Origin of the sequence: Sphingopyxis sp. (genome assembly GCF_019459305.1) — a bacterium.
Classification (GTDB): domain Bacteria; phylum Pseudomonadota; class Alphaproteobacteria; order Sphingomonadales; family Sphingomonadaceae; genus Sphingopyxis.
Genome location: NZ_JAIBES010000072.1, coordinates 53643 through 70569, shown reverse-complemented (window position 1 = coordinate 70569; position 16927 = coordinate 53643). Strand labels below are relative to the sequence as shown.

Genomic DNA, 16927 nt, shown 5'->3' with positions numbered 1-16927 from the left:
CCCGTCGGGACCGGCCTCGCATATCGTCGCCAAATCAGACGACGAAGAGCAGGATCATCGCAACGACGAACGCCAGCAGGCCGAGAAGTTCGGCAGCGGCGAAGCCGATGAACAGGCGACCCTGCTGGCCGTCGGCGGCTGCCGGGTTGCGCAGCGCGCTTTCGAGGAAGCTACCGAACACGTTGCCCACGCCGATGGCGGCCATGCCGGCACCGATAGCGGCCAGACCGGCACCGATCAGCTTTGCTGCTTCTGCGTCCATTATCATTACTCCTTGGTATAATCGTTTGAAATTAAACGTAACTTAGTGAAGGTTGACCGCGTCGTTGATGTACAGCGAAGTCAACAGGGCGAAAACATATGCCTGAATGCCGGCGACCAGCAGCTCGAGCGCGCTGATCCCGATCATCAGGATGAAACTAAGCACCGACACGATCGACCCGAGCCAGAGCGTTTCGGCGTTGAAGCCGTTGATCACGAAGCCTGACAGCACTTTCAGCAGCACGTGGCCCGCGGTCATCGCAACGAAGAGGCGCAGGCCGAGGCTGAACGGACGAACCATGAACGACACGAACTCGATCGGCGCGATGATCGGGATCATCGGCAGCGGCGTGCCGTGCGGTACGAACAGCGAGAAGAAGTGCAGGCCATGGCGCCAGAAGCCGACGACAAGGACGATCGCGAAGCTGATCAGCGCTAGAACGCCGGTGATCGCGATGTGGCTGGTCACGGTGAAGGGGTGGAGCCCCAGCACGCCCAGCGGCAACATGCCAAGCAGGTTGCAGAACAGAATGAACATGAACAGCGAGAAGACGTAAGGCGTATATTTACGGCCTTCAGTGCCGATATTCGCCATCATCATGTTCGAGATAAAGCCGGTGAAGCCTTCGACCGCGGCCTGCCAACGGCCCGGTACCAGCTGGCGGCGCATGCCACCCCACATGAACAGGCCGAGCGCGATCGCCGCGACGACCATCCACAGCGCACTGTTGGTGAACAGGATATCGTGCCCGCCCAGGTTGAACCCACCACCAAGCGGGGTCACCTCGAACTGGTGCATCGGGTCGATCTTGCCGGATTCCGCCGCCACTCTTCACTCCACGCGTCTGGCGAGGCGGCGATTGCGCCGTCTCGCTGAAAATATCTTGCGCTACCCGCTATTTGGGTGGCGTCTTGGACAGGCGAATGATGTTCCGAAAGGCCACGATTATGCCCATGAACAACATCACCAACAAACCCCAGGGTGACGTTCCCGCGAAGCGGTCGATCAGCCAGCCGAACAAGGCGCCGCCGATCAATCCACCCAACAGTTCAGCCAGAACGCGGTTGCCGAGCCGGTAATTGGCATCGGATTCCGGTCCGGCATTCACCGCGGTCCGTTTTGCCTCTGCGGCTTCGGCCCGGTCCAATCGCTTGTTGAGCGAGACCAGGCGCGAATCCTCTGAGCCAAGTTCCGGATCGCTGCCGTTCCCCGTCATTTTGTGCCATCCTCCTGAAACAGAACCGGAAAGCCCCGATTCCGCCTGCGAAAAAAGGCCCGAAAATTCGGGGGACCCCTAAGGCGCGGTCCGTTTAGGAATGACGCCCGATTAAGTCAATGCTTGTGCTGCCATGCACAAAAATGCCGCCGCGTTTAGGGGCGCGGCGGCATATGGCGCCCGCGGGCGCCCTTGGAAGTTGGAGGTGTTACGGACAGCTGGCGCTCCGCACCGGCGGGCTGCCGTCGCGGGTCAGCCAGCGGCCGTCGGGCGCCTGATATTTCTCGCCCGGCTTGGTGTTGGCGATCAAGTTGCACCCGCTGGTAAATGCGAATTGCTCGACGGTGCTGCCGGTCGCCTGCGCGCGCTCGGTATAGGCGGCTTTGCGCTTTATATTCAGATCCTGCACCAACGCCCGGATCGCCGGGGTCGGGGTGCTGGCAAAGCCCAAATAGCCGTCGGGCTGCTCACCTATCTGGCCCGCGGCGCGCGCCGCAGCATAGGCAGGATCGCGCTGCGCCATCGCCGAGGGCACTGCTAGCGCCACAGCGGCCGTTGCCGCAATCGCAGCAAGCGCCAGACCGGTCGGTTTCCACATCTTCACACGCATCATGTCATTCCCTGTCATCAGAATATTTCGCTATTCTGCTCGATGAGCTTTTTGGCGTCACCATCCAGCCTGTACACCACTTCCTGACGAATGTTGATGTTCAGGTTGATTTCGATCGGCTTGTCGGGCGTTTCGATCTGCACGCAGCCGCTCAGGGCTGTCGCACCGATCAGAACCGCCAGACCGTGACCGGCTATGGTCCGCCTCCTTGCTCCTGTCTTAGGTGTGTTCATCGCATGGGCTCGCTTTCTGGAGGCTGAACGGGAGCGGAGCTGGCCTTTTCGGCCGCTTCGGCTTCTTCCTGGGCGCGCATCAGCGCGGGCAGATTTTGTTCGATCAGCAGCGAAGGATCGTAAAATCCCTTCGCCGAGGTCAGCAACTGGCGGAACGGCGCCGTAATTTTAACGTTAAAGACCAGCGGGATTCTCGCGACGGCGTTGGTCAGGAAATTGCGCGTCGCGCCCTCGCCCTGCCCTACACCGCCAAAGCGAATGTCGGTCACCATTTCGCCGTCGAGATCCCCGTTCAAAATGATCGTCAGATCGTCATATTTCAAGCTGCGCAGCGCGCCAAAGGCAAAATTGGCGATCACGCCCAGATTGCGGTTCGACAATTCGCCGACATAGGCGAGCGTCCCGCCGCCCTCGCGCGAATCGATGCGCCCCTCGACGATGCGCCCGCCGAGGCCGCTGAATTCGACCGGCAATGTCCCGTCGAACTTGCCGGTCGCGTTGATATTGTCAAAGCCGAAGCTTTGCAGGAACACCGCCGCATCGACCCCGACGATGTCGAACGACAGCCGCCGCGTCTGCTCGGCGCCGAAATCGAGCGTCGTCGGGTGGAGCAGCAATTGTCCCCCGGCAAAGGGCCAGCTGCCGCCCTCGACCCGCACTCGATTGTCGCCGAGCAGCTGATATTCGATCTCGCCGTCGAGCACCGGGATGCCGGGATTGATTTCCTTGATCTTCGCGATCTGGCCCGGCGCCGACCGCAGCCCGATCAAGTCGTCAAAGGTCAGGGTCGAGGTCAGTCCGCTCACCGGGCCGAACGCTGCGGCCAGGCTGGCGTCGGCGGTAGCAAAGGTGCCGCGGCTCGTCACCCCGTCGGCGGCCCAATCGATGCGCCCGTCGCCGACAACCGATCCCTCGACATTGGCGACGACGCCGAGCGCGAGGCTGGTCAGCTGGTCGGGCTGGAACCGCTCGTCGAACCGCAGTTCCTTGACCAGCAAGTCCGCCGAACCGCTGCCATCCGCCATCCGGTGACGAATGATCGTGTCGAGGATCTTTGTGCCGGTCTGCCGTTCGCTGAAACCCGCCTTGGCGTCGATCACCCCATCGGCAAAGCGCAGCGTCGCGTCGCTACTGACCAGCGGGGCAAAGCGCGCCTCAGGTGCCGCGTCTGTCAGCTGCAGGCCACCGTTGAGCCTCAGCGCACCGTCGGCCAAGCGCCAGACGCCAGCGATCTCGCTCATATTGAGCGGCACCGCGCCGATCTTGCCGTTGGCGCCCACCAGCTCGCCGACCATGCCCTGCGCGGTGGCGCGTCCGGCGATGGTCTGGGCGCTGAAGCGGGTGAGGCTCTCGCCCTCGCCCAGCCGAAAAGCGGCGAGCGCCAGCGACCAGCGCATTGCGGTCAGGTCGAAATTCGCCGGGCCACTCGTCACCGCGAACGGCGACCGACCGTTGGTGCCGCGCAGATTGATGCCGGGGATGCGAATATAGCCGCGCAGCCCGCCCGGTCCGGCGCTGAGCAGCGGTGCGCCGGGGCGGCTGCACAGGTCGATCGCGCTTTGGCTAAGCTGGAAACCAGAAACGGTGATGCGGCCCGCGCTCACTCGGCTGCATCCGCCGTCGAGCGCCAGCGCGCCAGTCGGCGCGACGAAGCCGTTCAGCGGGATGTTCAACCGCTCGATTCGCCCACCGGCCAACGGCCCCGACAACTCGGCGCGCGTCGCAACGCGCAGCAGGCCGGTGCGGTCGCCCGAAAAGCGCACCGGCGCCAGCGCGAGCCTTGCGCCGCTCGCCTGATACGGATCGAGGTTGGCAATTCCCGTTATAGACCCGTCGCCGCGGCGATCGAGGCTGAGCGAGCCCCCAGGCAAGTCGCCGCCGCCAAAACTCCATCGGCCGGCGGCGAGAACGGCGGGCTCCGCGGCTCCGTAAACATAGCTGATGCGGCTGTCCGGGCTACCGGTAAAGCGCGCCCCGCTCGCGCTCGCCAGTTGAGGCGCGATCAGATCGATGCGCGCCAAGTCCGCTTCGCCGCCCAACGTGAAATTGGCGCTGCCGCCAACATCGGCCAACATGCGGCTGAGCGCTACGCTGGCTTTGGTCGCCAGCGGCCCGAGCGGGGTTTCGGCAAGACTGCCGACGCTGGTCATCAGCGCGCGCCGCATCGCCGCGCTGCCGCTGGCTCGCGCAAATCTGATCTGGCCGTCGAGCTTCGGCGCGGCGCTGCCGACCACGCCGCGGGCATCAATGCTCACCGTCCCGGCTGCAAAGTCGGCCCCGCGGACCCGCGCCGTATCGGCGTCCACGTCGATTCTTGTCGCGGCTGCCGTGCCCTCAAACTTGGCCAGCAAGCCCAAGCGGTCGGCCCGGACTGTCCCCGCGACGAGCGACGCAACGCTGGCGTCAGCCTCGCCCTTCCAGCTTTGCAAATCCTCCGTCAGCGACAGATCCAGCGCGATCTGCGGCGAAGCTGCGGTCACTTCGCCATCGGCACACGAAATGCTGCGTCCGCGCAAGGGGCCGACGAGCTGCGGACGAACATCGCGCACAAGCAAGGTGCCGTAGAAACTGACATCGCGCCCGCTGCACCCGGCTGCGGTGACGCCGGGTGCGACCAGCGCAAGCTTGCCGGTGAAATCGCGGCGCAAATTGCCGCCCCCGCTTAGCGCAGCGCCAACATTGCCCCACGGCGTTTCAACGCGCGCCAGCGCATCACGCAACACCACGGTCAGATCAGGCAAGGCGAAAGGATCGGTGCTGGTCGGATCGCGAAACTTGTCGAGCGCCCCGAACGACAGGCGATCATTGATGAAGCGGCCGTAGAGCCGGACGCCCTCGGCGCGGATTTCGGTGACGTAGGGGCCGGACCAGCCATAGCCCAGCAGCACCTCGACCCTCTTCGCGGTCAGATCGGGGTTTTTGGGATCGCCGATCACCACATCCGACAGCCGCTCGCTGCGGAATCCTATCGAATCGATCTGATATTGCGCCGGTACGCCGCGGCTGCCGAGTTCGTCGCTGATAAACCGGTCGGCAATCGGCTCGCGCGCCACCCACACTCCTGCAATGACCACGATGACCGCGCCCGCGGTCATCCAGCGCTTTTTGAACAGCACCGTCCGGTGACGCCATTTGCGCCGCGGTGTATTCTCGGCTTCAGTCACAACGGGGTCGCGAGATGCCGGAATTATCGCAAGATCGCAGGGCGGCAGATGACGTCATGGCGTTAATTCGTCCCTCGACCCGCCGGTTTTCATCAGAGCAACGCCGGAAATCCCGTTTCGCTGCAACAAATTGGTCCGGATCGCCATCATCTGTGTCCTATGCCCGTTGAGTGTGCCTCACAAGGCGGTTATTCGGACAGCGATGGCCGATGCCGACACGCTGCTCCTCCCCCCGACCGTGCGGGCCACCTCGCGCGCCTTCACGTGCGCCTGCTCAGCGGCGATGCCAACGGCATGGCCCATTATGAACTGGTCGAATATCTGCTCGCGCTGGCGATCCCACGCTGCCACACCAAGCCACGGGCCAAGGCGCTGCTGCGCGAGTTCGGCTCGCTGGCACAACTCGTCAGCGCCGATCCCGAATCGCTCCGCCGCGTCGATGGATTGGGCGACACGGCATTGCGGCGTTGAAAATCGTCCAGGCCGCCAGCCTGCGAATGCTCAAGGCGAGTTTCGCGACAAGTCTTTACTGTCGAACCGGGACGCCCTCCCCGACTGGCTACGCGCCGACATGAGGCCGCTCGACATCGATCGCGTCCGCGTCCTGTATCGCAATTCGCGCAACATGCTGATCCGCGACGAACTGGCGAACGAGGGATCGATCGACCAGTCGGCGATCTATGTTCGCGAATTGATAAAGCGCGCGCTTTAGCTGGGGTGCATCGGCCATATCCTCGTCCACAACCACCGCAGCGGCAGCCCCGAACCCAGCCTCCAGGGTATCGCGATTACGCGCGAGATTGCGGATGTAGGAGCGCGGCTGGGGATCGTATTGCATGAGCATATCGGGATCGGCGGGTCGGAATTTCGCAGCTTCCGCGCGATGGGCCGTTTATAGAACGCAACCGGATGCAGCCGCCGGATCGCTCCGACGGCTGCACTACCCCGCGCGTGGCTGATTAGGCGCCGCGCGAAAGAAAGCCGGTCAGTTCGGTCTTGTTAACCGCACCCGATTTATCGACATCGGCGGCGGCGAACGCCTGACCGATCCAAGTCTTCACGTCGGCCGATTCAGGATCAACGCCCGGTTCGGTCGCGGCGCGCAGCTTTTTCATCCAGGCTGAGAACTCGGCCTCATTCAGATCGCCGTCGGCGTCGGCGTCATAGGTCGGAAATTCCGTATCGACGATCTGCGCGATCTGGGTCGGCGTTGCCGCTGCGCTCGAAGGTGCCGACTGGGCGGTTGCCGGCGGCGCAGACGCGTCGGGGTTCGGAGCGGGAGCCGGATTGGTTGGCACCGTCGTATCCGGCGCCGGGGCCGGCTCACTCGCCGTCGGCGGCGCCATCGGGTCGGCGGCTGGGGCGGTCGTCTGCGCCAAGGCGGGGAAACTCACGGCGGCGACACCGATCAAAAGCATCTGTTTCAACATAGTCATTCTCCTAAATCATTCGTTGGGGGCGTTATTCCATTGCGGTGTTATTCGGGGTCCGGTTCGGGGGTCGGCTCGGGCTCAGTCGGCTCGGGCTCAAGGGCAGGCTGGTCAGCTGGCGGGTTCGGCTCAGCTGCCGGGGGTGTGTCGGTCGGCTTGGTGTCCTCGGTCGGGGCCGTGTCGTCCGTGGGCCTGGCATCGTCGGCGGGCTTTTCATCCGGCGCCGGTGCCATGGTATCGGTGGGAGCTGGCGGCGCCTGACTGGTCGGCGCCGGCTCCGCGTCCGTCGGCGCGGTCGTCTGCGCCAGCACCGGGAAGCTCACGGCTGCCGCGCCGATCAAGAGCAATTGTTTCAACACAGAATTTCTCCTTTCGCGGCGACTTTGCGGGTGATTGCGACCCGTCGCCTTGTTAGTGGGGTATGAAAGCAACCCACCAAATTCCGCCAAGGTTGCGGTGCCGCGCCGTTTGGCGAAACGCCTTGTCCCTGCTACGGGGCGCCCCATCACGGTTCGGCTGCGATTCCGCGACAGAGCGCCCGTTAAGGAAGGAAATTCAATGGTTCCGCGTTACGCCAGGCCGGAAATGACCGCGATCTGGTCGGCCGAGAATCGCTTTCGCATCTGGTTCGAGATCGAAGCGCACGCCACCGACGCCCTCGCCGACCTCGGAACCGTGCCGAAATCCGCTGCCAAAGCGCTGTGGGATTGGTGGGCGACCAAACCCGTCATCGACGTCGCCGCGATCGACGCGATCGAGGCGGTTACCAAGCATGACGTCATCGCCTTTCTGACCTGGGTGTCGGAAAATGTCGGCGAAGAAGCGCGTTTCATGCATCAGGGAATGACCAGCTCGGACGTGCTCGACACCTGCCTCGCCGTACAGCTCGCGCAGGCCGCAGACCTGTTGATCGCCGACGTCGACGCACTGCTCGCCGCGATCAAGCGCCGCGCCTTCGAACATAAGCTGACCCCGACGATCGGTCGCAGCCACGGCATCCACGCCGAGCCCGTCACCTTCGGGCTCAAACTGGCGCAGGCCTATGCCGAATTCGATCGCTGCAAGGCGCGCCTGATCGCCGCGCGCGCCGAAGTGGCCACCTGTGCGATCTCGGGCGCGGTTGGCACATTCGCCAACATCGACCCGCGCGTCGAAGCGCATGTCGCCGCGAAGCTCGGCCTGTCGATCGAACCCGTATCGACGCAGGTCATCCCGCGCGATCGCCATGCGATGTTCTTTGCCACCCTCGGCGTCGTCGCGGGATCGATCGAACGCCTCGCGACCGAAGTCCGCCATCTCCAGCGCACCGAAGTGCTCGAAGCCGAGGAATATTTCTCGCCGGGGCAAAAGGGTTCGTCGGCGATGCCGCACAAGCGCAACCCGATCCTGACCGAAAATCTCACCGGCCTCGCGCGCATGGTCCGCAGCGCGGTCGTCCCCGCGCTCGAGAATGTCGCGCTATGGCACGAACGCGATATCAGCCATTCGTCGGTCGAACGCTTCATCGGCCCCGACGCGACGATCACCCTCGACTTCGCGCTCGGCCGCCTGACCGGGGTGATCGACAAGCTGCTGATCTATCCTGATCGGATGCAGAAGAACCTCGACCGCATGGGCGGCCTCGTCCATTCGCAGCGCGTGCTGCTGGCACTGACGCAGGCCGGCGCGAGCCGCGAGCACAGCTATTTGCTGGTCCAGCGCAACGCGATGCGGGTGTGGAAAAGCGACGGCCAATTGTCGCTGCTCGAACTGCTGAAAGCCGATGCCGACGTTACCGCGCGGCTGTCCGATGCACAGCTGACGGAACTTTTCGACCTCGGCTATCATATGAAGCATGTCGACACGATCTTCGATCGCGTCTTCGGCGCGGCATAGCCGGACTGGAAAGCCGCGCCAATCTGGCATAGGGTCGTGATCGACCGACAGAGGAGCATGAGATAGTGGGAATTCTGCGGACGATCATCTGGGTCTTTCTGACCGCCGTTCTGGTCATTTTCGCGATGGCGAACTGGCTTGCGGTCACCGTCACCATCTGGCCGGGTCAGGTGCTCGACACCAAATTGCCAGTGCTCATCCTGGCATCCTTTCTGATCGGCAGCGTGCCGATGTGGATTGCGCTGCGCACGACGCGCTGGTCGCTCAAACGCCGCCTCGACGCCAGCGAACGCCAGCTCGCCGACATGCGCGCGCTCGCCAACCGTCCCGTCGAGCCCGCACCGGTGGCGACACCCGCCACTGCGCCTGCTCCCGGGACAGCCTCCCCCACCCTGCCACTGGATATTCCATGAGCTCGCCGCTGTATCTCGCCATTGACCACCCCCACCTCGACGCAGCGGTCACGCTGGCGCAAAAGGTGCGGCATCATGTTGGCGGACTGAAGCTCGGCCTCGAATTCTTCTGCGCCAATGGTCATCATGGCGTGCATGAAATGGCCAAGCTTGGGTTGCCGATCTTCCTCGACCTCAAGCTTCACGACATCCCCAACACCGTCGCCAAGGCGATCCAGGCGCTGCGACCGCTCGAACCCGCGATCCTGACTGTCCACGCCGCGGGCGGCCGCGCGATGCTCGAGGAGGCGAAAGCCGTGGCGGGGCTGAATACCAAGGTAGTTGCGGTGACCGTGCTGACCAGCCTGGACGCCCCCGACCTTGAAGACATCGGCGTCGGCGGCACCCCGCACGATCAGGTCGTCCGCCTCGCCTCGCTCGCGCGCGAATCCGGGCTCGACGGCATCGTTTGCTCGGGTCAGGAAGTGAAAGCGGCGCGCAAGGCGTGGCCGGGAGGTTTTTTCGTTGTCCCGGGTGTACGCCCGTCGAACGGCAGCGTGGGAGATCAGAAACGCGTCGTCACTCCGGCGCAGGCAATGGCCGATGGTGCGTCCATCCTGGTGGTAGGTCGCCCGATCAGCCAGTCGCCCGATCCCGACCTTGCGGCTCGCGAAATCGAAGCGACGCTTTAGTTCATGATGAGCGCGTTTGACTGGATGTTATAGCCCACCAGTACCGGACCTTTGGGCGATGATTTGAAAGTGAATGTTTCCATCGCTTCGCCCTTTTCATAGATCGTCTTCATGTTCAGGACGGTCATGCTCATGCCATTCACATAATTGATCCGCCACCCTTCCTGGGTGGATTTACCAGCCTTGCCGAGTTTTTTCTGCACAACTCCCAGAAACTCTTCGAAATCGGCGATGTCGGCAGAATTCTGCATTTCGTCGCCCGATCCGAAATAAATGTCCTCGAAGTTACCAGCATTCGCATCGGCGTGAAACGCACCGATCGCCTTTTCGGATGCAGCAAGCTCGGCGGTTGCGTTGGCCGGATTGCACGCCGCCAAGCATACGACCAAAAAAGCGACAAACATTCGGTGCATGGCATTCTTCCCCTTGGATATTGATCCTACCACAAGTTTCGTCGCTGCCAATGCGGGTTGCCTCGGCGCTGATTGGCGAGCAAAGAGCGCCCATGTCCTTACTCGTCAAAATCTGTGGCCTCTCGACGCCCGAAACGGTCGACGCTGCCATCGAGCATGGCGCCACGCACATCGGCCTCGTCCACTACGAGCCGAGCCCGCGCCACATCGATCTGAAGACCGCCGCTGAGCTGCGCAAACGCGCCGGGCGCCACGTTCAGGTCGCGCTGTTGCTCGTCAACGCGTCGCAGCAACTGACCGGCGAGGCGCTGGCGGCGGTGCGCCCCGACATCATCCAGTTTCACGGCAACGAAAGCCCCGAATGGCTCGCCGTGGTCAAGCGGATTGCGCCCGCGCAGGTCTGGAAGGCCGTCGGCCTGAAGGATGCCGGAACGCTGGAGCGGATTCAGAAATATCAGGGCGCCGCCGACCGCATCCTTTTCGACGCGCCCGCAGCCGCGCTCCCGGGCGGGACGGGGACGCGCTTCGACTGGTCGCTGCTCAAAAATCATCGTCACACGATGGATTGGGGTGTCGCGGGCGGCCTCACCCCAGCCAATGTGGCCGAAGCGATCGCCGCCACCGGCGCGCCTCTGGTTGATGTATCATCGGGGGTCGAAAGCGCCCCAGGCGTGAAGGATGTGGACAAGATCGCCGCTTTCCTTAAAGCGGCGCGGTCATGAGCACCCACCCCAACAGCTTTCGCAGCCAGCCCGACGAGCGCGGCCATTTCGGGATTTTCGGCGGGCGCTTCGTCGCCGAAACGCTGTTGCCGCTAGTTCTCGATCTCGAACGCGAATATCGCGCCGCGCAGAAAGACAACGCCTTCGCTGCGGAATTCGACGATCTGCTCACCCACTATGTCGGACGCCCCAGCCCACTCTATTATGCCGAACGGCTGACCGAGGAACTGCGCAAGGACGCGCCCGACGGCAAGGGCGCGCAAATCTGGTTCAAGCGCGACGAGCTCAACCACACCGGCGCGCACAAGATCAACAATTGCATCGGCCAGATCCTGCTCGCTCGTCGCATGGGTAAGACGCGGATCATCGCCGAGACCGGCGCCGGTCAACACGGCGTCGCCACCGCGACCGTCTGTGCCCGCTTCGGCCTGCCCTGCGTCATCTATATGGGCGCGCGCGACATGGAGCGGCAGCAGCCCAACGTGTTCCGCATGAAACTGCTCGGCGCCGAAGTGATCGGGGTCGAAAGTGGTGCGCGGACGCTGAAGGATGCGATGAACGAGGCGCTGCGCGACTGGGTCGCCAATGTCCACGACACCTTCTACATCATCGGTACCGCCGCCGGACCGCACCCCTATCCCGAACTCGTCCGCGATTTCCAGAGCGTGATCGGCAAGGAAGCGCGCGCGCAATTGCTCGAACGTACGGGCCGCCTGCCTGACCTGCTCGTCGCCGCGATCGGCGGCGGATCGAATGCGATCGGGCTGTTCCACCCGTTCCTGGACGACCCGTCGGTTCGGATGCTCGGCGTCGAAGCGGCAGGACATGGGCTCGATAAGGAACATGCCGCCAGCCTTGCGGGTGGCGCCCCCGGCATTCTCCATGGCAACCGCACCTATCTGCTGCAGGACGAAGACGGGCAGATCGACGAAGCGCATTCGATCAGCGCCGGGCTCGATTACCCCGGCATCGGCCCCGAACATGCGTGGCTGCGCGACATCGGCCGCGTCGAATATACCAGCGCGACCGACAAGGAAGCGCTCGACGCCTTCCAGCTGCTCTGCCGCACCGAGGGTATCATCCCCGCGCTTGAACCGTCGCACGCAATTGCGGCCGTGACCCAGGTCGCGCCCGAAATGGACCGCGATGCGATCATCATCGTCAATCTGTGCGGCCGCGGTGACAAGGACATCTTTACCGTCGCCGAGGCGCTGGGGACGCAGATATGACCCGCTTCGCCGCCGCCTTTGCCAAGTCCCACGCCGCGCTCGTCACCTTCGTCACTGCGGGTGACGGCGACACCGCCGCCATCCTCGACGCGCTCGTCGCGGGGGGCGCCGATGTCATCGAACTCGGCATGCCCTTCACCGATCCGATGGCCGATGGCCCTGCGATCCAGGCCGCGAACCTGCGCAGTTTTGCCGCCGGAACGACGACCGCCGACATCCTCGCCATCGCCAAGGGATTTCGCGCTCGGCACGCCGACATCCCGCTGGTGCTGATGGGCTATGCCAACCCGATGACCCGGCGCGGGGCCGACTGGTTCGCTGCCGAATGCGCGAAAGCCGGGGTCGACGGTATCATCTGCGTCGACATACCCTTCGAGGAAGACGACAGCCTCGGGCCTGCGCTGCGCGCGGCCGGGGTCGACCAGATCCGCCTTGCAACCCCGACCACCGACGCCGCGCGTTTGCCCGCCGTGCTCGATGGCGCCGGGGGTTTTCTCTATTACGTGTCGGTCGCCGGGATCACCGGGCTGCAACAGGCGGCACAGGCGAGCATTGAAGAAGCCGTCGCGCGCCTGCGCACGCAGACCGACCTGCCGATCGCGGTCGGCTTCGGCGTCCGCACCCCCGAGCAGGCTGCGAATATCGCACGCGTTGCCGATGGCGTTGTCGTCGGCTCGGCGCTGGTCGAACTCGTGGCGCAGCATGGTGCCGACGCACCCCGCCACATCGAAACCTTCACCCGCAGCCTTGCCGCTGCTATCCACGGCGCAAAGGAGATCGCCGCATGAGCTGGCTCGACCGCGTCCGCAACGCCCTGCCCTTCACGGCCAAGCGCGATACCGCCGACAATCTGTGGCACAAATGCCGCCAGTGCCAGCAGATGGTGTTCGTCAAGGAATGGGAGGACAATCTCAACGTCTGCCCGCGCTGCGACCATCATGACCGCATCGGCGCGACGGAGCGTTTTGCGCAGCTATTCGACGATGGTCAGCATGAGCTTCTCCCCGCCCCCGCCGCGCCCGAAGACCCGCTGAAATTCCGCGATACCAAGAAATATGTCGACCGCATCAAGGCAGCGCGTGCGCAGACCGGCGATCGCGATGCCTATCAGAATGCCTTGGGTCGTATCGCTGGCCAGCCCGCCGTCGTCGGCGTCCAGGATTTCGCCTTCATGGGCGGCTCGATGGGCGTCGCCGTCGGCGAAGCCTTCGTCGCCGGGGTCGAACAGGCGATCAAGCGCGGTTGCCCGTATATCGCGATCACCGCCGCGGGCGGCGCGCGGATGCAGGAAGGCACGCTGTCGCTGATGCAGATGCCGCGCGCGACCGTGGCCTTGGCCCGCCTGCGCCGCGCCGGGCTGCCCTATATCGTGCTGCTCACTGATCCGACGACCGGCGGGGTCACCGCCAGCTATGCGATGCTCGGCGATGTTCAGATCAGCGAACCCAAGGCGCTGATCGGCTTTGCCGGACAGCGCGTGATCGAGAACACGATCCGCGAAAAGCTGCCCGAAGGCTTCCAGCGCGCCGAATATTTACTCGATCACGGGATGATTGATATGGTGGTGCATCGGAAAGAGTTGCCCGAGACGCTGGGGCGGTTGATCGGCTATCTGGCGCCGGAGAAGGCGGCGTAAGGGACGCCAAGGAGACCTATTTACTTTGTCACCCCGGACTTGATCCGGGGTCCAAGCCACGGCCGTGCATATGGATGCGGGATCAAGTCCGGCATGACGAAGACGGAAAAGCCGAGCGCCCTTAACGATCAAGGCACCCACCATGCCCGACCACGCCCACTCCACCGACCCCGCGGTCCAAACCCAGCTCGACCGCCTCACCGCCCTTTCGCCGGGCCGCGATATCCTCGGCCTCGAACGCATCGCCGAACTTTGCGCCCGCCTCGGCAACCCGCAAACACAGCTCTCGCGCACCTTTCACGTCGCGGGGACCAACGGCAAAGGCTCGACCTGTGCGTACCTCCGCGCCATCCTCGAAGCACAGGGCCGCCGCGTCCACAGCTACACCAGCCCGCACCTCGTCCGCTTCAACGAACGCATCCGCCTTGCCGGGACGCTGATCGACGACGCGCTGCTTGCGGCGCTGCTCGAGGAAGTGCTCGACGTCGCCGCCGACCTCCAAGCCAGCTTCTTCGAAGTCACCACCGCCGCCGCCTTCCTCGCCTTCGCGCGCATCCCCGCCGACGACTGCATCATCGAGGTTGGCCTCGGCGGCCGCCTCGACGCCACCAACATCATCCCCGCCCCCACGGTCTGCGGTATCGCGTCGCTCGGCATCGACCATGAGGCCTTCCTGCTGGCTCCCGAGGAAGGCGTGCCAGCCGAGGCCATCGAACGCATTGCATGGGAAAAGACCGGTATCTTCAAACCGGGTGCTGCGCTCGCCACGCTCGCTTATCCCGATCATGTGATGAAGCTGGTCCAAGACCGGGCTGCCGCGGTCGGTGGGAAGCTATTTTCGGAGGGTGATGCTTGGGTTGTCGTACCCGAAGCCGACGGCTTCCGCTGGCAATCCACGCGCGGTTCGATCGCGCTGACCTTGCGTTCGCGCATGGTGGGCGCGCATCAGATGCGAAATGCCGGTCTCGCCATCGCCATGCTGCGCAGCGCTCCCCGATCGCAGTCAATCGAAGATGATATTGCTAAGGGCATCGCTACAGCTTTCTGGCCGGGCAGGATGCAGCGACTCGGCGACGGTCCACTGACCGCGTTGCGGCCCGCTGGCACGAACATCTGGCTCGACGGCGGACATAACCCGGATGCGGGAGCGGCGCTGGCAATGGCGCTGGCCGATCAACCGCCGTTGCACGTCATCTGCGGGTTGCTGAGCAATAAGGATGCGATGGGTTTCCTCCGCCCCTTCGCCGCCAAAATTGCGTCGTTTCAGTCGGTACCAATACCCGGTCATGAGCATCATGACCCCAAAGACCTGTGTCACCGCATACAGAGCGAATTAGGTATCGCTTCGGTCCAGCCGTGCGACAACGTTGCTGCAGCGCTCGCCTGCATCCGCGACCATCGGACATCAGCCGACGTGCTGATCTGCGGCTCGCTCTATCTTGCTGGCGACGTCTTGCTCCGCAACAAAGAACTGCCCGACTAAACCGCTCGCGCCGGCTTGCCGGTCCATGCCAGAACGATGCCCACCGCCAGTCCGACCAGCGACGACGCCATCACATAGCTCGCAAGCTCAAGCTGCTGCGACAACAGCACCCCGACCAGACCCGCGACGATCAGAATGAATCCAGTGATCCGCATCGCCCCCACCGGCTGCCGCAACCGCTGATCATCGACCACCTCGGCCTGCCGCACGCCTTCGACGACATAGCCCTTGCTCCACAGCAGCCACAGCAGCAGCATGCCCGGGATCGCCGCGACGACGGTGAAGCCCCAGAAAAAGATCCAGCCAAAATTTTCCGCAACAATGCCCGCCGGTCCCGCCATGAAGGTGCGGCCGACACCAGCGAACGATGATAAAAGCGCAAATTGCGTGGCAGTGTAGGCAATGTTCGACAGCCCCGACAAATAGGTCGCGAACACCGTCAGTCCGATGCCGCTCGTCACATTTTCGGTCACGATCGCCGCGACCATCATCCAGTAATTGTCGCCGGTCGCGGCCAGGATCATGAACATGACGTTCGAGAACATCATCATAAAGCCGGAAATCACCAGCGCGCGCCCCATACCAAGCCATAGCAGGAACGGCGCGCCGAGCGCCGATCCGACGATCAGAGCGCCAAAGCCCCACAGCTTGTTGGCGGAAATATAATCGAGATCGGCAAAGCCCAGATCGACGATCATCGGCCCTAGCATCGCCTGCCCCATTGCATCGCCGACCTTGTACAAGAGCACAAAGCCCAGGATCAGGAAAGCCCCGTGGCGGCTCAAAAATTCGCGGAACGGGTTGACCACGGCCTCGGTCAGCCATTGGCCCGCTTTCATGCCCGACGCCTGCGCGAACCGATCTACGAACTTGCCCGGGCCCGCCCACAGCGCGCCGATGATTGCCGGCACGATGCAGAATGCCGTCAGCCCATAAGCGGTCGCCCAGCCCAGCCCCAGCCCTTCGTTCGACGCAATATAAATCGTTCCAGCGCCCGCGATAAGATTGCCGGTGCGATAGCCGAACTGATTGGTCGCGATGCCATGCGCAAACTCGTCGTCCTCAAGAATTTCGATGCGATAAGCGTCGATGACGATGTCCTGAGTGGCGGAAAGAAATGCGGTGATCAGCGCCCAGATCGCGAACTGGCCGATATCGCCGGGTTGCGGATTGCTGGAGCCCAACTGCCAGATCGCGAGGAACAGCAGCGCCTGGATAAAGAATAGCCACCCGCGCCTTTGCCCGAACCGGCTCGTCAGAAACGGAATCGGCAATTTATCGACCAGTGGTGCCCACAGGAATTTAAGCGTGTAGGGAATGCCGAGCGCAACCGCGAATCCGATCGTCGCAGTATCGATCCCGACCTTCGCTAGCCAAAAGGTCATCGTCGCGATCAGCAACGTCAATGGAAAGCCGCTCGAAATGCCGAGCAGGAATGTCACCATCGGGTTCTTACGCAGATAGGGACGAAAGGCCGGGACCGACAGGGCAACGATCATCAGCCCGACCAGGACTGCGACAAAAATCAAAAACCGGATCAGATCAATCGACATGCACAGGCTCCCCCGCA

Annotated in this window: 18 protein-coding genes and 1 pseudogene; 9 read left to right on the top strand and 10 right to left on the bottom strand. The window is 63.6% G+C overall.

Features of this window, described 5'->3' with window-relative positions; all coding sequences use genetic code 11:
- Positions 1-34: 34 nt before the first annotated feature.
- The 6 genes from K0M74_RS08260 to K0M74_RS08235 all read right to left on the bottom strand — a co-directional run bounded on the left by K0M74_RS08260 (position 35) and on the right by K0M74_RS08235 (position 5485).
- Positions 35-262: a F0F1 ATP synthase subunit C gene (locus tag K0M74_RS08260; protein ID WP_003044110.1), complete on the bottom strand. Its 228-nt coding sequence runs from the start codon at positions 260-262 to the stop codon at positions 35-37.
- Between the two features lie 42 nt (positions 263-304).
- The gene (locus tag K0M74_RS08255; protein WP_293970371.1) at positions 305-1090 is read right to left on the bottom strand and encodes a F0F1 ATP synthase subunit A; all 786 of its coding nucleotides are present in this window, start codon (positions 1088-1090) and stop codon (positions 305-307) included.
- Between the two features lie 67 nt (positions 1091-1157).
- Complete coding sequence (locus K0M74_RS08250) at positions 1158-1478, bottom strand: AtpZ/AtpI family protein (RefSeq protein WP_293970368.1); 321 nt, start codon at positions 1476-1478, stop codon at positions 1158-1160.
- A 208-nt stretch (positions 1479-1686) separates the two neighbouring features.
- A complete protein-coding gene (locus K0M74_RS08245; RefSeq protein WP_293970365.1) occupies positions 1687-2091 on the bottom strand; it encodes a YdbL family protein in 405 nt (134 codons plus the stop codon).
- 14 nt (positions 2092-2105) lie between these two features.
- Entirely contained in the window at positions 2106-2321 is a 216-nt protein-coding gene (locus tag K0M74_RS08240; RefSeq protein WP_293970362.1) for a YnbE family lipoprotein, read from the bottom strand.
- Positions 2318-5485 (bottom strand): YdbH domain-containing protein, encoded by a 3168-nt coding sequence (locus K0M74_RS08235; RefSeq protein WP_293970359.1) that lies wholly within the window; start codon positions 5483-5485, stop codon positions 2318-2320. Before K0M74_RS08235 ends, K0M74_RS08240 begins: the two co-directional genes overlap by 4 nt.
- Positions 5486-5644: 159 nt before the next feature.
- Between K0M74_RS08235 and radC the strand changes: the two are divergent.
- Positions 5645-6383, top strand: a pseudogene (radC, locus tag K0M74_RS08230) (DNA repair protein RadC).
- Positions 6384-6444: 61 nt separating this feature from the next.
- Here the strand turns inward: radC and K0M74_RS08225 are convergent.
- Complete coding sequence (locus tag K0M74_RS08225) at positions 6445-6921, bottom strand: calcium-binding protein (RefSeq protein ID WP_293970356.1); 477 nt, start codon at positions 6919-6921, stop codon at positions 6445-6447.
- 41 nt (positions 6922-6962) lie between these two features.
- Positions 6963-7271: a hypothetical protein gene (locus K0M74_RS08220; RefSeq protein ID WP_293970353.1), complete on the bottom strand. Its 309-nt coding sequence runs from the start codon at positions 7269-7271 to the stop codon at positions 6963-6965.
- A gap of 202 nt (positions 7272-7473) precedes the next feature.
- Here K0M74_RS08220 and purB point away from each other — a divergent pair, with 202 nt between their 5' ends.
- The 3 genes from purB (at position 7474) to pyrF (ending at position 9874) form a co-directional block, all read left to right on the top strand.
- Positions 7474-8790: an adenylosuccinate lyase gene (purB, locus tag K0M74_RS08215; protein ID WP_293970350.1), complete on the top strand. Its 1317-nt coding sequence runs from the start codon at positions 7474-7476 to the stop codon at positions 8788-8790.
- A gap of 65 nt (positions 8791-8855) precedes the next feature.
- Positions 8856-9203: a LapA family protein gene (locus K0M74_RS08210; protein ID WP_293970348.1), complete on the top strand. Its 348-nt coding sequence runs from the start codon at positions 8856-8858 to the stop codon at positions 9201-9203.
- Positions 9200-9874, top strand: a complete 675-nt coding sequence (gene pyrF / locus K0M74_RS08205) for an orotidine-5'-phosphate decarboxylase (RefSeq protein WP_293970345.1) — start codon at positions 9200-9202, stop codon at positions 9872-9874. The genes K0M74_RS08210 and pyrF overlap by 4 nt, the downstream gene beginning before the upstream one ends.
- Here pyrF and K0M74_RS08200 read toward each other — a convergent pair.
- On the bottom strand, positions 9871-10338 hold the full coding sequence (locus K0M74_RS08200; protein ID WP_293970342.1) for a hypothetical protein: 468 nt from the start codon (positions 10336-10338) through the stop codon (positions 9871-9873). The two genes, pyrF and K0M74_RS08200, sit on opposite strands and share 4 nt — an antisense overlap.
- Before the next feature lie 41 nt (positions 10339-10379).
- On the opposite strand from K0M74_RS08200, the gene K0M74_RS08195 reads away from it, so the two are divergent.
- From K0M74_RS08195 to K0M74_RS08175, 5 genes are all read left to right on the top strand, one after another.
- Positions 10380-11009 carry a phosphoribosylanthranilate isomerase gene (locus K0M74_RS08195; protein ID WP_293970339.1) on the top strand — a complete coding sequence of 210 codons (630 nt, stop codon included), beginning with the start codon at positions 10380-10382 and terminating at the stop codon, positions 11007-11009.
- A complete protein-coding gene (trpB, locus tag K0M74_RS08190) occupies positions 11006-12238 on the top strand; it encodes a tryptophan synthase subunit beta (RefSeq protein ID WP_293970336.1) in 1233 nt (410 codons plus the stop codon). The genes K0M74_RS08195 and trpB overlap by 4 nt, the downstream gene beginning before the upstream one ends.
- Positions 12235-13026, top strand: a complete 792-nt coding sequence (gene trpA, locus K0M74_RS08185; RefSeq protein WP_293970333.1) for a tryptophan synthase subunit alpha — start codon at positions 12235-12237, stop codon at positions 13024-13026. The genes trpB and trpA overlap by 4 nt, the downstream gene beginning before the upstream one ends.
- Complete coding sequence (gene accD / locus K0M74_RS08180; RefSeq protein ID WP_293970330.1) at positions 13023-13874, top strand: acetyl-CoA carboxylase, carboxyltransferase subunit beta; 852 nt, start codon at positions 13023-13025, stop codon at positions 13872-13874. The genes trpA and accD overlap by 4 nt, the downstream gene beginning before the upstream one ends.
- Positions 13875-14016: 142 nt before the next feature.
- On the top strand, positions 14017-15357 hold the full coding sequence (locus K0M74_RS08175; RefSeq protein WP_293970327.1) for a folylpolyglutamate synthase/dihydrofolate synthase family protein: 1341 nt from the start codon (positions 14017-14019) through the stop codon (positions 15355-15357).
- Here the strand turns inward: K0M74_RS08175 and K0M74_RS08170 are convergent.
- Positions 15354-16910: an MFS transporter gene (locus K0M74_RS08170; RefSeq protein WP_293970323.1), complete on the bottom strand. Its 1557-nt coding sequence runs from the start codon at positions 16908-16910 to the stop codon at positions 15354-15356. The genes K0M74_RS08175 and K0M74_RS08170 overlap by 4 nt on opposite strands.
- Positions 16911-16927 lie beyond the last annotated feature (17 nt).

What these genes read in the sequence shown, in the direction of transcription:
- K0M74_RS08260 (WP_003044110.1), bottom strand. Translation starts at nt 262, where the DNA reads ATGGACGCAGAAGCAGCAAAGCTGATCGGTGCCGGTCTGGCCGCTATC.
- K0M74_RS08250 (WP_293970368.1), bottom strand. Translation starts at nt 1,478, where the DNA reads ATGACGGGGAACGGCAGCGATCCGGAACTTGGCTCAGAGGATTCGCGC.
- K0M74_RS08245 (WP_293970365.1), bottom strand. Translation starts at nt 2,091, where the DNA reads ATGATGCGTGTGAAGATGTGGAAACCGACCGGTCTGGCGCTTGCTGCG.
- K0M74_RS08240 (WP_293970362.1), bottom strand. Translation starts at nt 2,321, where the DNA reads ATGAACACACCTAAGACAGGAGCAAGGAGGCGGACCATAGCCGGTCAC.
- K0M74_RS08225 (WP_293970356.1), bottom strand. Translation starts at nt 6,921, where the DNA reads ATGACTATGTTGAAACAGATGCTTTTGATCGGTGTCGCCGCCGTGAGT.
- purB (WP_293970350.1), top strand. Translation starts at nt 7,474, where the DNA reads ATGGTTCCGCGTTACGCCAGGCCGGAAATGACCGCGATCTGGTCGGCC.
- pyrF (WP_293970345.1), top strand. Translation starts at nt 9,200, where the DNA reads ATGAGCTCGCCGCTGTATCTCGCCATTGACCACCCCCACCTCGACGCA.
- K0M74_RS08195 (WP_293970339.1), top strand. Translation starts at nt 10,380, where the DNA reads ATGTCCTTACTCGTCAAAATCTGTGGCCTCTCGACGCCCGAAACGGTC.
- trpB (WP_293970336.1), top strand. Translation starts at nt 11,006, where the DNA reads ATGAGCACCCACCCCAACAGCTTTCGCAGCCAGCCCGACGAGCGCGGC.
- trpA (WP_293970333.1), top strand. Translation starts at nt 12,235, where the DNA reads ATGACCCGCTTCGCCGCCGCCTTTGCCAAGTCCCACGCCGCGCTCGTC.
- accD (WP_293970330.1), top strand. Translation starts at nt 13,023, where the DNA reads ATGAGCTGGCTCGACCGCGTCCGCAACGCCCTGCCCTTCACGGCCAAG.
- K0M74_RS08175 (WP_293970327.1), top strand. Translation starts at nt 14,017, where the DNA reads ATGCCCGACCACGCCCACTCCACCGACCCCGCGGTCCAAACCCAGCTC.
- K0M74_RS08170 (WP_293970323.1), bottom strand. Translation starts at nt 16,910, where the DNA reads ATGTCGATTGATCTGATCCGGTTTTTGATTTTTGTCGCAGTCCTGGTC.